Origin of the sequence: Micromonospora sp. NPDC005252, from assembly GCF_042872475.1 — a bacterium.
Lineage (GTDB): Bacteria > Actinomycetota > Actinomycetes > Mycobacteriales > Micromonosporaceae > Micromonospora.
Window position 1 is genome coordinate 148,126 of sequence record NZ_JBIAKN010000005.1, and the last position, 12,224, is coordinate 160,349.

The 12,224-nt window shown below is 73.2% G+C and carries 14 protein-coding genes; 5 read left to right on the top strand and 9 right to left on the bottom strand.

What is annotated here, in order from left to right; all coding sequences use genetic code 11:
* Positions 1 to 87 precede the first annotated feature (87 nt).
* Both ACFYPH_RS16770 and ACFYPH_RS16775 read right to left on the bottom strand, forming a co-directional pair.
* Positions 88 to 1,197 (bottom strand): DUF3626 domain-containing protein, encoded by a 1,110-nt coding sequence (locus ACFYPH_RS16770; protein WP_387182584.1) that lies wholly within the window; start codon positions 1,195 to 1,197, stop codon positions 88 to 90.
* On the bottom strand, positions 1,181 to 1,642 hold the full coding sequence (locus tag ACFYPH_RS16775; RefSeq protein ID WP_387182586.1) for a VOC family protein: 462 nt from the start codon (positions 1,640 to 1,642) through the stop codon (positions 1,181 to 1,183). The genes ACFYPH_RS16770 and ACFYPH_RS16775 overlap by 17 nt, the downstream gene beginning before the upstream one ends.
* 52 nt (positions 1,643 to 1,694) lie before the next feature.
* Here ACFYPH_RS16775 and tsaA point away from each other — a divergent pair, with 52 nt between their 5' ends.
* Positions 1,695 to 2,123 (top strand): tRNA (N6-threonylcarbamoyladenosine(37)-N6)-methyltransferase TrmO, encoded by a 429-nt coding sequence (gene tsaA / locus ACFYPH_RS16780; RefSeq protein WP_387182589.1) that lies wholly within the window; start codon positions 1,695 to 1,697, stop codon positions 2,121 to 2,123.
* Positions 2,124 to 2,130: 7 nt separating this feature from the next.
* Here tsaA and ACFYPH_RS16785 read toward each other — a convergent pair whose 3' ends face one another.
* Both ACFYPH_RS16785 and ACFYPH_RS16790 read right to left on the bottom strand, forming a co-directional pair.
* The gene (locus tag ACFYPH_RS16785; protein ID WP_387182592.1) at positions 2,131 to 2,760 is read right to left on the bottom strand and encodes an MBL fold metallo-hydrolase; all 630 of its coding nucleotides are present in this window, start codon (positions 2,758 to 2,760) and stop codon (positions 2,131 to 2,133) included.
* The gene (locus ACFYPH_RS16790; RefSeq protein ID WP_355068317.1) at positions 2,760 to 3,845 is read right to left on the bottom strand and encodes an S-(hydroxymethyl)mycothiol dehydrogenase; all 1,086 of its coding nucleotides are present in this window, start codon (positions 3,843 to 3,845) and stop codon (positions 2,760 to 2,762) included. The genes ACFYPH_RS16785 and ACFYPH_RS16790 overlap by 1 nt, the downstream gene beginning before the upstream one ends.
* A gap of 188 nt (positions 3,846 to 4,033) precedes the next feature.
* Here ACFYPH_RS16790 and ACFYPH_RS16795 point away from each other — a divergent pair, with 188 nt between their 5' ends.
* The 3 genes from ACFYPH_RS16795 to ACFYPH_RS16805 all read left to right on the top strand — a co-directional run bounded on the left by ACFYPH_RS16795 (position 4,034) and on the right by ACFYPH_RS16805 (position 7,252).
* Positions 4,034 to 4,453: a hypothetical protein gene (locus ACFYPH_RS16795; protein WP_387182595.1), complete on the top strand. Its 420-nt coding sequence runs from the start codon at positions 4,034 to 4,036 to the stop codon at positions 4,451 to 4,453.
* A 69-nt stretch (positions 4,454 to 4,522) separates the two neighbouring features.
* The gene (locus ACFYPH_RS16800; RefSeq protein ID WP_387182598.1) at positions 4,523 to 5,698 is read left to right on the top strand and encodes a low temperature requirement protein A; all 1,176 of its coding nucleotides are present in this window, start codon (positions 4,523 to 4,525) and stop codon (positions 5,696 to 5,698) included.
* 75 nt (positions 5,699 to 5,773) lie between these two features.
* Entirely contained in the window at positions 5,774 to 7,252 is a 1,479-nt protein-coding gene (locus tag ACFYPH_RS16805; RefSeq protein ID WP_387182601.1) for a cryptochrome/photolyase family protein, read from the top strand.
* Here ACFYPH_RS16805 and ACFYPH_RS16810 read toward each other — a convergent pair whose 3' ends face one another.
* From ACFYPH_RS16810 to ACFYPH_RS16830, 5 genes are read right to left on the bottom strand one after another with little or no spacing between them, the layout of a single operon-like run.
* Positions 7,253 to 8,125 carry an SDR family NAD(P)-dependent oxidoreductase gene (locus tag ACFYPH_RS16810; protein WP_387182604.1) on the bottom strand — a complete coding sequence of 291 codons (873 nt, stop codon included), beginning with the start codon at positions 8,123 to 8,125 and terminating at the stop codon, positions 7,253 to 7,255. It abuts the gene before it with no gap.
* Positions 8,112 to 9,602: a flavin-containing monooxygenase gene (locus ACFYPH_RS16815; protein ID WP_387182607.1), complete on the bottom strand. Its 1,491-nt coding sequence runs from the start codon at positions 9,600 to 9,602 to the stop codon at positions 8,112 to 8,114. The genes ACFYPH_RS16810 and ACFYPH_RS16815 overlap by 14 nt, the downstream gene beginning before the upstream one ends.
* A 59-nt stretch (positions 9,603 to 9,661) precedes the next feature.
* Positions 9,662 to 10,201, bottom strand: coding sequence for a PH domain-containing protein (locus ACFYPH_RS16820; RefSeq protein WP_387182610.1), 540 nt, complete (start codon positions 10,199 to 10,201; stop codon positions 9,662 to 9,664).
* Between the two features lie 10 nt (positions 10,202 to 10,211).
* Positions 10,212 to 10,673 carry a hypothetical protein gene (locus ACFYPH_RS16825; RefSeq protein WP_387182613.1) on the bottom strand — a complete coding sequence of 154 codons (462 nt, stop codon included), beginning with the start codon at positions 10,671 to 10,673 and terminating at the stop codon, positions 10,212 to 10,214.
* Positions 10,673 to 11,152 carry a hypothetical protein gene (locus tag ACFYPH_RS16830; RefSeq protein ID WP_387182616.1) on the bottom strand — a complete coding sequence of 160 codons (480 nt, stop codon included), beginning with the start codon at positions 11,150 to 11,152 and terminating at the stop codon, positions 10,673 to 10,675. The genes ACFYPH_RS16825 and ACFYPH_RS16830 overlap by 1 nt, the downstream gene beginning before the upstream one ends.
* Positions 11,153 to 11,196: 44 nt before the next feature.
* On the opposite strand from ACFYPH_RS16830, the gene ACFYPH_RS16835 reads away from it, so the two are divergent.
* Positions 11,197 to 12,189 (top strand): helix-turn-helix transcriptional regulator, encoded by a 993-nt coding sequence (locus ACFYPH_RS16835; protein WP_387182619.1) that lies wholly within the window; start codon positions 11,197 to 11,199, stop codon positions 12,187 to 12,189.
* Positions 12,190 to 12,224 lie beyond the last annotated feature (35 nt).

Below are 12,224 nucleotides of genomic sequence, written 5' to 3' on the forward strand. Positions count from 1 at the left end.
GCCTGCGGTCCCGGTCACTCCGACAATCGGATGGCGGGCACACCGGGCGGCGAAACGGGACGATTGACGCGGCCCGCCCGGACCGGGTCAGCCGGGGTGGGTCGTGCCGAACCGGACGAGAACGTGCCAGAGCTGCTTGAGGTGCTGCAGGGTGTCGGCGACCGGGCCCCGGTCCGCCCACCGCTGGGGTTCGGTGACCACCGAGACGGCGCCCCGACCGATCAGCTCCGCGTCCACCGGTGCGCCCGGGCGGGCGAACTCCCGGTGCAGGCGTGCCGCCAGCACCGGGATCGCGGGGCCCCGGAACTCGGCGTCGACCTCGTCGACGGCCAGCGCGAAGCCGGGGTGCCACCGCAGCGGGAAACCGTACCGCCGGGCGATCGATTCCAGCGTCGCCCCGGTCGGGGTGCCGGCGAAGGACGGGTCCACCACCAGTTCCTCGACGTCGTGCGCGAGGTCGAGAGGGCCGTGGATCTGGGCCTCCACGTAGTCGTCGAGCGCGCGCCCGACCGTGGCCTGCGTGCTCGGCGCCTCCAGCAGCGTCCGGGCCAGGGTGGCGACGTCCATCCCGGCCCGCCCGAGGCACGCGCCCGTGCCGGCCACGCCGGCCAGCAGCCCGGCGAGCACCGCCTCGAAGGCGTCGGCCGTGCCCACCACGCCCGGACCGAGGTGGCTGTCGCCGAGGCAGAAGGTCGCCCGGCCCAGCACCGCCGGACGCAGCCGCAGGTGACAGGAGCCGAAGCGGGGACAGCCGCCGTCCGCGTGGTCGAGCAGGTTCATCCCGCCGTACGTGGGTCGGTCCGCCGGCGCCACCCCGGGCGCCTGGTACGCGCCGCCGAACATCCGGTGCTCCCACCGGTCGCGGTCGCCCCCGGGGTACGCGGTGAGCCCGCCGTTGGAGATGCCGGTGACGAACTGACTGCGGTACACCCCGTCCTCGGCCAGCGCGGACGCGACGTCACGCCCGTCGGCGCACCGGCGATCGGGGTGGAAGTTGACGGTGAGCCGGCCACGTTGGGCTACCGCGGCGAGCAGCCGTTGCGGCCGGTGGCCGAGGTCGGCGGCGGCGAGGTGCCGTTCGATCGCGGCGAGCGCCGCCGGACGATCGACCACCGCCGACGACCGCACGTACGCGAGGGCAGCCGCCTGTGCCGGGGTGAGTGCGGCGCGGAGCCGTCGCTCAGACGTCGCCGTCATGTCCGGGGTCCACGGCGCGCTCCTGCGGTGCGCCCAGATCCTCGAAGACGGTGATCTGCAGGTCCGCCGGGGCGTCCAGGCGGGAGTTCAGCGACTGCCAGGGCGTACGCGTCGGTGGGGCGATCTCGCTCGCCCCGGCGGCGACCAGCCGAGCCGTGGTCGCCCGCGCGTCGTCCACCTCGAAGGCCACCCGGATGCGCGGCGCGACCTGCCGGCCCACCTCGACGTCGTCGATCATGCGCTTCTGCGCCGGGTTGGCGATCTCCAGGGTGGCCCGACCGGCGTCCAGGATCACCACCCGGGCATCGCCGTCACCGGTGAACGCCGCCTCCTCGGGCAGGCCGAGGGCGTCCCGGTAGAACGCCACCGCGGCCTCGTGGTCGGCCGCCTCCACCACGAGGCGCAGCTGACGGACGACGGGTGCGGGGTGCTGCTCGGCGGTCATGCGGCGGATCCTAACAACGCCCTAGGCTGACACCGTCCGGAAGGGAGCGACGATGGTCGAGACGTATGGCGACGACACGTACGTGTTGCGTCCGGTCGGTCGGGTGGCCTCGCCGCTGACCGACGCGGCGAGCGCGCCCCGGCAGGGCGATGAGGGCGCGCCAACGGCGTGGCTGATCTTCGACCGGCAGGTCGAGCGGGCCCTGACCGACCTGTCGGCCGGCGCGGAGCTGCTGGTGCTGACCTGGTTGGACCGCGCCCGGCGCGACGTGCTGGCCGTGCACCCGCGCGGCGACGAGGCCCGCCCGCACACCGGCGTGTTCAGCACCCGCTCCCCGCACCGACCCAACCCGATCGGCCTGCACCGGGTGCGGGTGCTGGCGGTGGACGGGCTGCGCGTCGAGGTGGCCGACCTGGAGGCCCTCGACGGCACCCCCGTCCTGGACGTCAAGCCGGTGCTCGGCCCCGCCGACGAGCGCTGAGCCGCCGTCAGTGCCCGCGCGCCAGCCACTCCGGCAGGTGCGGGGCCTCCGCGCCGATGGTGGTGTCGTCGCCGTGCCCGGTGTGCACGACCGTCTCCGCGGGCAGGGTCAGCAGCCGGGTGCGGATCGACTCGACGATGGTGCCGAAGTCGCTGTACGAGCGCCCGGTCGCGCCCGGCCCTCCCTGGAACAGGGTGTCGCCGGTGAACACCGTCCCCAGGTCCGGGGCGTAGAAGCTGCACGCGCCGGGACTGTGCCCGGGGGTGTGCAGTACCCACAGCGCGGTGCCGGCCACCTCGATGCTCTGCCCGTCCCGCAGCTCACCGTGCGGCGGCAGGTGGGGGTGGACCAGGTCCCAGAGCACCCGGTCGGCGGCGTGCAGCAGTACCGGAGCACCGGTGGCCTCGGCCAGTTCGGGCGCCACCCGTACGTGGTCGTCGTGCCCGTGGGTGGCCAGGATCGCCCGGACCCGGCGACCGCCCACCAGCGCGAGGATCGCGGCCACGTCGTGTGGCGCGTCGAGGATGACGCACTCGTCGTCGTCGCCGATCACCCAGACGTTGTTGTCCACCTCGAACGTCTGCCCGTCGAGCGAGAACGTGCCGGAGGTGACCGCGTGGTCGACCCGGACGGCCATCAGAACACCACAACCGAGCGGAGCACGTCGCCGTGGTGCATCCGGTCGAACGCGTTCTCGACCTGGTCCAGAGCGATCTCCTCGGTGACGAAGGCGTCCAGGTCGAGACGGCCCTGCAGGTACAGCTCGGTGAGCATCGGGAAGTCCCGGCTGGGCAGGCAGTCGCCGTACCAGCTGGACTTGAGGGCGCCGCCGCGCCCGAAGACGTCCAGCAGCGGCAGCTCGATCCGCATCTGCGGGGTCGGAACGCCGACCAGCACGACCGTGCCGGCCAGGTCCCGGGCGTAGAAGGCGTGCTTCCAGGTCTCCGGTCGCCCCACCGCGTCGATCACCACGTCGGCCCCGAAACCGCCGGTGGCGGCACGGATGGCCTCGACCGGGTCGGTCTCGGAGGCGTTGACGGTGTGCGTCGCGCCGAACTGTCGGGCCCAGTCGAGCTTGCGGCTGTCGGTGTCCACCGCGACGATCGTGGTGGCGCCGGCGAGGGCCGCGCCGGCGACGGCCGCGTCCCCGACGCCGCCGCAGCCGATCACCGCTACCGAGTCGCCGCGGGTCACGTTGCCGGTGTTCATCGCCGCGCCGAGCCCGGCCATCACGCCGCAGCCGAGCAGGCCCACCGCGGCCGGCCGCGCGGCCGGGTTCACCTTCGTGCACTGACCGGCGTGCACCAGCGTCTTCTCGGCGAACGCGCCGATGCCCAGCGCCGGGGTGAGTTCGGTGCCGTCGGTGAGCGTCATCCGCTGCGCGGCGTTGTGGGTGTTGAAGCAGTACCAGGGCCGACCCCGGCGGCAGGCCCGGCAGACGCCACAGACCGCCCGCCAGTTGAGCACCACGAAATCGCCCGGGGCGACGTCGGTGACGCCCTCCCCCACCTGCTCGACGACTCCCGCCGCCTCGTGCCCGAGCAGGAACGGGTAGTCGTCGTTGATGCCACCCTCGCGGTAGTGCAGATCGGTGTGGCAGACCCCGCAGGACTGGATCCGGACGATCGCCTCACCGGGGCCGGGGTCGGGCACCACGATGGTGGTGACCTCGACCGGTGCGCCCTTGCTGCGGGAGATGACTCCCCGGACTTCCTGGCTCACTTCGCCTCCTGCTGGTGGTCTGCGGCGGGGCCGGACGCCGGGCAGGCGGATGAACCGGGCTCGCCGGTGGGCCCCTGCCGAACCTACCGCGATCACCACGGTCGGCCCAGTCGGACGGGCGGGCGGGTTATCAGGGGTCACGCGGGGTACGCGGGCCACAATTCGGACCACGACCACCGGGAGCGACAATGAAAATCGCGCACCTGCCGCTGCGGGCCAGCATCGGCGCGTACATTCTCAACTCGGGTCTGGGCAAGCGGAACCTGGAGGGCGAGGCCGCGCAGGCCATGCACGGGATGGCGGTGGCGGCCATGCCGCAGCTCGGTCAGTTGGAGCCCTCGCGGTTCGGCAAGCTGCTGTCGTACTCCGAGATCGCCCTGGGAGCCGCGCTGCTCGCGCCGTTCGTCCCGGCACCCCTGGTGGGGCTCGGCCTGACCGCGTTCGGCGCGGGCCTCGTGCAGCTGTACCTGAAGACGCCCGGGATGCGCGAGCCGGGCAGCATACGGCCGACCCAGCAGGGCGTCGGGCTGGCCAAGGACGTCTGGTTGGTCGGCGCCGGCCTGACCCTGGTGCTGGAGGGGCTGACCCACGGCCGTCGGCGCGGTTGACCTGGGCGGATCGCGTCGCCGCGGCCCGTTATCGTGTGGGCGACCCGGCGGTCGGCCTGAGGAGCTGCGGTGACCCACAGTCGTTCGGTGCGGCCCTTCTACCGGCCGATGAGGCCCCGCCGGCGCGACGAGCCGCACCGTGCCGCCACCCCGCTGGAGCTCTTCTTCGACCTGTGCTTCGTGGTGGCCGTGGCGCAGGCGGCGACCAGCCTGCACCACGACGTAGCCGAGGACCACCTCGCCCACGCGCTGACCAGCTACCTGATGGTGTTCTTCGCGATCTGGTGGTCGTGGATGAACTTCACCTGGTTCGCCTCGGCGTACGACACCGACGACGACGTCTACCGGATCACCACGCTGGTGCAGATCACCGGGGCGTTGATCCTGGCGGCCGGGGTGCCGCGGGCGTTCGCCGACGGCGACTTCACCGTCATCACCTACGGGTACGTGGTGATGCGGCTGGCCGCCGTCACGCAGTGGATCCGGGCGGCCGCCGGCGATCCGGCGCACCGCGCGGCGGCACGCCGCTACGCGATCGGCGTGACAGTGGTGCAGCTCGGCTGGCTGCTGCGGCTGGCGCTGCCCGACGGCTGGGGCATCGCGGCGTTCGTGCTGCTGGCGCTCGCCGATCTGCTGGTGCCCGCGGTGGCCGAGCGTTCCGGGATGACGCCGTGGCACCCCGGACACATCGGCGAGCGGTACGGACTGTTCACGCTGATCGTGCTCGGCGAGGCGGTGCTGGCGATCTCGGTGGCGATCCAGACCGGGCTCGACGCGGGCGACCACGGTCTCTGGGCGCTCGCGGCGGCCGGCGCGCTCATCGTGTTCGCGCTCTGGTGGCTCTACTTCGACCGTCCGGTCGAGGCGCCGGCCCGGTTGCCGTACTCGCTCATCTGGGGTTACGGCCACTATCTGATCTTCGGGGCGATCGCCGCGGTCGGGGCCGGCCTGCCCGTGGCGGTGGACCACGAGCGGCGCCTCGCGCACATCTCCGGCACGACCGCCGCGTACGCGGTGGCGGTGCCGATAGCCGTCTTCCTGCTGACCGTCTGGGTGCTACTCGTTCGCCGCCAGCAGCACGGCGCTGTGGTCGTCGCCTATCCGGTCGTCGCCCTGTTGGCGCTGCTCGCGCCCCTGGGTCCGGCCCCGGTGCAGGTGCTGGCGGTGTTGCTGGTCGCCCTCGTGACGCTGACGGCGCTGCTGCGCGGACGCGACGCCGGGCCGGCCGCGACGCGCACGGCCTGATCCCGATCTGGATCAGGCATCGACCACCCGGCCTGCCGGCGCGCGGGACGGCCCGGAAGTGGGCAGAATTGCGGCATGCTTCACCGCCGATGGTTGCTGGCCGACCAACTCGGGCCACATTTCCTCGACGACCCCGATCAACCGGTCCTGCTGGTGGAGGTCCGGGAGCTGTTTCGTCGTCGGCCGATGCACCGGCAGAAGGCGCACCTGATCCTCTCCGCCGTGCGCCACCGCGCCGCCGAGTTGGGCGACCGGGCGCTGCTGCTGCGTACCGGCACGTTCCGCGAGGCCCTGGCCCAGGTCACCGAGCCGGTGGAGGTGTGCCATCCGCACTCCCGGGCCGCGCTGGAGTTCGCCCGCTCGGTGCCCGGGTTGACCGTGCTGCCGCCGCGCGGCTTCATCACCAGCCAGGCCGACTTCGCAGCGTGGGCGGACCGCACCCGCCGGGGCCCGCTGCGGATGGCCGACTTCTACCGGCAGGCCCGTCGCTGGCACGACGTGCTGAGCGGCCCGGCCCGGGGAACCGGCGGGTCCGGTGGCACCCCGGCGCCGCGTCGGCCCCGGGGGGAGGCCCCGACCGTGCCGGCCACGCCGCCGCCTCCACCGCCGATCGTCGAGGACGACATCGACGCGCAGGTCCGCTGCGATCTGGACCGGTGGGCGGCCGACGGGGTGCGGTTCGTCGGCCGCGACGGCCCCCGGCAGCACCCCGCCACGCACGCCGAGGCGCAGGCCCGGCTGGCGCACTTCCTGACGTACCGGCTGCCCGGGTTCGGCCGCTACGCCGACGTGATGAGCGCCGACGACCCGCTGTTCGCGCACTCGGCGCTCTCGTCGTCGTTCAACCTGGGGTTGCTGCACCCCGAGCCGGCCGTCCGGGCCGCCGAGCAGGCGTGGCGGTCCGGTGCCGCGCCGCGCACGGCTGTGGAGCCGTTCATCCGCGGGCTGCTCGGTTGGCGGGAGTTCCTCTGGCAGTTGTACTGGTACTACGAGCCACGGTTTCGGGGCGCGAACTGGCTGGCCGCGACCGAGCCGATGCCGCAGTGGTTCGCCGAGCTGGACGCCGACGCGGTGGAGGCGCGCTGTCTGGCCGACGTGCTCGCCGCCGTCCGGGACCGGGCGTGGACGCACCACAGCCCCCGGCTGCTGGTGCTCGGCAACTACGCGTTGCAGCGCGGCTGGCGTCCCACCGAGGTGGCGGACTGGTTCCGGCACTGCTTCGTCGACGGCACCGACTGGGTGATGAACGCGACGGTCATCGGCATGAGCCAGTACGCCGACCTGGCCAGGGTGGACACCCGCCCGTACGCGGTGGACGGCACCGACATCGACGAGATCAGCGACTACTGCGCCGGCTGCCGTTACACCCCGGAGCGGGCGCTCGGCGAGCTGGCCTGCCCGTACACCGGGGGTTTCGAGAGCTTCCTGCACCGCAACCGGGACCGGCTGGTGGCCGACCCGCGGCTCGCCGCGGAACTGGCCCGCCGCGACGAGCCGGAGCACCGCGATGCGGTGCTGGCGCAGGAGGAGAAGCGGGGCAGCAGCCCTCCGTGATCAGGTGCGGTCCGCGACCGGCGGCGGGGCCGGCACCGGGCGGGCGACGCCCCGGTTGAGGCCGACGACCAGCAGCCGGTTGTACGAGGCCGGCATGATCCGGGCCAGCAGGTCGGGCAGCTTCGCCGACCAGCCGATCAGCACCCGGCCCCGGCGCCGCTCGACGCCTCGCAGGATCACCTCGGCGGCCCGCTCCGGCGCGATGGTGAGCAGCTTCTCGAACTGGGCCCGGCCGGCGGTGTACTCCTCGATCGACACGCCGCTGCCGACCCGGGCGTTCTCGGTGATCCGGGTGCGGATCCCGCCGGGATGCACCGAGGTCACACCGATGCCGTCGTCGACGAGTTCGTGGCGCAGCGCCTCGGTGAGGCCGCGGACGGCGAACTTGCTCGCCGCGTACGCGGTCTGCCCGGCCGGCGCGATCAACCCGAACAGGCTGGAGATGTTGACCAGGTGCGCGCCCGGCTCGGCCTTGAGGGCGGGCAGCAGCGCGTGGGTCAGCTGCGCCACGGCCCGGAAGTTGATGTCGATCACCCAGCTGAACTCGTCGAACGTCACCTGGTCGAACCGGCCGCCGAGGCCGACGCCGGCGTTGTTCACCAGCAGCCGGACGCGCGGGTGCCGCTGGCCGATCTCGACCGCGACCCGGGCGGTGGCCACCGCGTCGGCGAGGTCCACCCGGAACGTGTGCACCTGCCGGTCCGGGTGCGCGGCGTGGATGGCGGCGACGACGGCGTCCAGCCGCTCGGCGTCGCGGTCCAGCAGCACCAGGTCACTGCCCCGAGCGGCCAGGCCGTGCGCCAACGCGGCGCCGATGCCACTGGCCGCGCCGGTCACGACGGCCGTCGCGCCGGCGAACTCAAACCTCCGCACGATCGGTGCTCCTTCCCTGACGGGTGCCGCGGGAGAAGCGCACACCCTCGTCGCTGAGCCGGCCGTGCCGCATCAGCAGCACGTCGCGGGCGTAGTTCTGGTACAGCCGCCAGGGTGCCCGCGCGCCCTGCTTGGGCAGCGCGTCGACGCTGCGCAGCACGTAGCCCGAGCGCAGGTCGATGAGCGGCACCCGCTGCGCATCGGGCGGTGGAAGCGGGGTGACGACCTGCTGGCCGGTGCGGTCCAGGTGGCGCAGCAGCCGGCAGACGTAGCCGGCGACCAGGTCGGCCTTGAGGGTCCACGACGCGTTGGTGTAGCCGATGGTCAGCGCGAAGTTCGGCACGCCGGAGAGCATCATGCCCTTGTAGGCGACGGTCTTCGGCAGGTCGACGTCGACGCCGTCCACGCGCAGCGTCAGGCCACCGAGGGCGAGCAGGTTGAGCCCGGTCGCGGTCACCACGATGTCGGCGGTCAGCTCATCGCCGGAGGCCAGTCGGACGCCGTGCGCGGTGAACGTGTCGATCGTGTCGGTCACCACGGACGCCCGCCCCTGCTGCACGGCGGTGAACAGGTCGCCGTCGGGCACCACGCAGAGCCGCTGGTCCCAGGGGTCGTAGCGGGGCGAGAAGTGCCTGTCGACGTCGTACCCGACCGGCAGCTGCCGCTTCGCGCCGCGCCGGAGCAGCCGCTTGACCAGGCCGGGCGCGCGTCGGCTGAGCTGGAAGTTGACAGTGGACAGCAGCACGTTCTTCCACCGCACCACGGAATACGCGGCGTTCGCCGGCAGCCAGCGCCGCAACGCGCCGGCCAGCCGGTCGCGCGAGGGCAGGGCGATGACGTACGTGGGTGAGCGTTGCAGCATCGTCACGTGCGCGGCCTGCTGCGCCAGGGCCGGCACCAGGGTCACGGCGGTCGCGCCGCTGCCGATCACCACCACCCGCTGGCCGGTGTGGTCGAGGTCGTCGGGCCAGTGCTGCGGGTGCACCAGCCGCCCGGCGTACGCGTCCACGCCGGGCAGGGCGGGCGTGTAGCCCTCGTCGTAGCGGTAGTAGCCGGTGCAGGCGAACAGGAACGAGCAGGTCAGGACCACGGTCTCGGCGGTGTCGGTGCGCTGGGCGTGCACCGTCCAGCGGGCGGTGCCGCTGTCCCACTCGGCGCGCGTCACCCGGTGGGAGAAGCGGATGTGGCGCTGCACGTCGTACTCCCGGGCGGTCTCCCGCACGTACTCCCGGATGGCCGCGCCGTCGGCGATGGCCGTGGCGTCGGTCCACGGCCGGAACGAGTAGCCGAGGGTGAACATGTCCGAGTCGGACCGGATGCCGGGGTAGCGGAACAGGTCCCAGGTGCCACCGACCGCGTCGCGTGCCTCCAGCACCGCGTACGTCTTGTCGGGGCAGTCGCGGCGCAGATGGCAGGCGGCGCCGATGCCGGACAGGCCGGCGCCGATGATGAGCACGTCGACGTGATCGGAGGGCATCGCGTTCCTCCCGTCCGGGGCGGTGGACGGACACTAACACCGCCCCGGACACCTGGCACCTAACGCGAGACCGACGCCGAGCCGCCGCGCTGACCGTAGCGGTGGGCGGCCCGCTCGGCGTCGAGCCGGGCGAGCATCCGCGCGAAGTCGTCGGCGGAGAGCACCGGGCCGTTGTTCTTGCGCAGGCTCGCCGTCCTGGAACGCCGCTGCACCGCCGACTCGAACGCCCCGTCGGTCGTCAGCACCCAGCAGGCGTCGCGCCCGGTGGGCCCGCCGAGGAGCAGCGCGGGACGCGCCTCGAAGCCGGTCACCTCCGACCAGGGCAGGGTCCGCGTGCGGAACACGTGCCGCAGCCGTACGCCCTCGTCGTTGACGTAGATCCCGGCCAGGTACATCCGGAGAACGAAGGTCAGCCACAGTCCGAGGAACAGCAACGCGCCAGTCAGACCGAGGGCAGCGTTTGCGTCGACCCTGCCCTCGGCCAACCCGCGTCCGACGGTGACAACCACGAACACCGTCATCGTCGACCCGACCAGCACCATGAATCCGGTGACCACCTGCCGGGCGCCCCACGGATCCACCCGCCGCCATCTGCGCATGGCCCGCAGGCTAGTCCGTGGACGCTCGCGTGGATTCCATGATCCAGTTCGTCTCCCACGTGCGTTCGCCGTCGACCGAGAACGCCTGCTCCCAGCGGGCCGTCGTCGCGGTGATCCCCGACCAGATGAACCGGCACCGGACCGGCCGACCCTCGTCCTGGTCGTCGGCGTAGAAGCGGCCCACCCCGTCGACGAAACGCCCCACCATCGGCGGCTGCTCCAACTGCCCGCGACCGCTGTTCATCCAGTAGATCGACCACTGCTCGCTCGCCGGGTCGAAGATCCTGATGGTGGCGCCGGAGAAACCCTTGGTCGGGAAGGTGATCTCGTCGAAGTTGCCGCCGCCGCCGAAGAAGCTGTGGGCGACCGACACCCCGGGAAACTCGTCCCACTCGTCGCAGCCGGTCAGCCGCTCGCGCAGCCTTCGGTTGACCACGTTCCAGGTTCCCACGTAGAAGTCGAAGTCGCCCATCAGCGGCCCACCGGCCCTTCCGCTCGCGTGTCATCCAGATAGCCGGTCAGGTCGGGCGCCTCCGGCACCAGCATGTGCCGGACCCAGGCGGCCCGCTCGTGCTCCAGCACCGCCAGCTCCCACACGCAGCCCACCCCGGGCCGGCGCAGGTCGACGAAGTGGGTCGGGTCGTCGTCCGGGCAGTCCAGCGCGGGCTGGCCGGCCACCGCGACGCGGGCCTCCACCACGTTGTCCCACACCCAGGTGTACGCCAGCAGGTAGGCGCCGGTGTCCGCGCCCCGGTGCAGCACCACCCAGCCGGCAGCCGGTGTGCCGTCGGACGGCACGTCGGCCAGCAGCGCGGGCAGCAGGTCGTACGCCGCCTTCTGCACCTCCGGCTCGATCGGCCGCTCCGGCTGGTCGATGTGGTAGCGCTTGAGCTGCCGACCGTCCACCAGGACCGGCGCCAGCGTTCGTAGATCCTTGTCGCGAAAAGCCATGCCGGGACGGTAGGACGGCTCCCCTGACAGCTAGTGTCAGTGAAGTGCGGGCCAGTCGACTTCTCTCCGTCCTGCTGCTGCTCCAGTCGCACGGTCGGCTGACCGCCGCGCAGCTCGCCGAGCGGCTGTCGGTCTCCCCGCGCACCATCTACCGGGATGTGGAGTCGCTGCACGCCGCCGGCATCCCGCTCTACGGCGAGGCCGGGCACGCCGGCGGCTACCAGCTGGTCGACGGCTGGCGGACCCGGCTGACCGGCCTGACCGCCGAGGAGGCCGACCGGCTGTTCCTGGCCGGGCTGCCCGGCCCCGCCGACGAGCTCGGCTACGGCGACGTGGTGGCCGCCCTGCAACTCAAGCTGCACGCCGCCCTGCCGGCACCCCTGCGCGACCGGGCCACGCAGCTGCGGCAACGCTTCCACCTGGACACACCCGGTTGGTACGCCGACGGCGACGCCTCCCCCGAGCTGGCCCGCACGGCCGAGGCCGTCTGGCGGCAGCAGCGCGTCGAGGTGCGCTACCGCGGCTGGCGCGGCGAGGTGACCCGGGTGCTGGAGCCGTACGGCCTGGTGCTCAAGGGCGGCCGGTGGTACGTGGTGGCCACGCGACCGGGCCGCGCCGAGCCGGCGACCTACCGGGTCAACCAGATCCTCGCGCTGACCCCGTTGGCGCAGGAGTTCGACCGACCGGCCGACTTCGACCTGCCGGCCTGGTGGCGGGAGCACGTGGTGCGGTTCCGGGCCCGGCTGCACCGCGACGAGGCCACCGTACGGCTGTCCCCCGCCGGCCGGGAACGACTGCGGGAGATCGGCAGCGACCCGGTGGTGTCCGCGGTGGACGCCAGCGCGGGGCCACCCGACGCGCACGGCTGGGTGACCGCCGTCCTGCCGATCGAGTCGCTCGCCCACGCCCACGGTGACCTGCTGCGCCTCGGCGCCGACGTGGAGGTGCTCACCCCGCTCGCGCTCCGCGACCGCCTGGCCGCCACCGCCGCCGGGCTGGCCGCCCTCTACGCCCCCTCCGGCCCGCCGACCGGGTAGCCGCCGCCGCTTCCACAGTGGAAGATCGGCGGGAC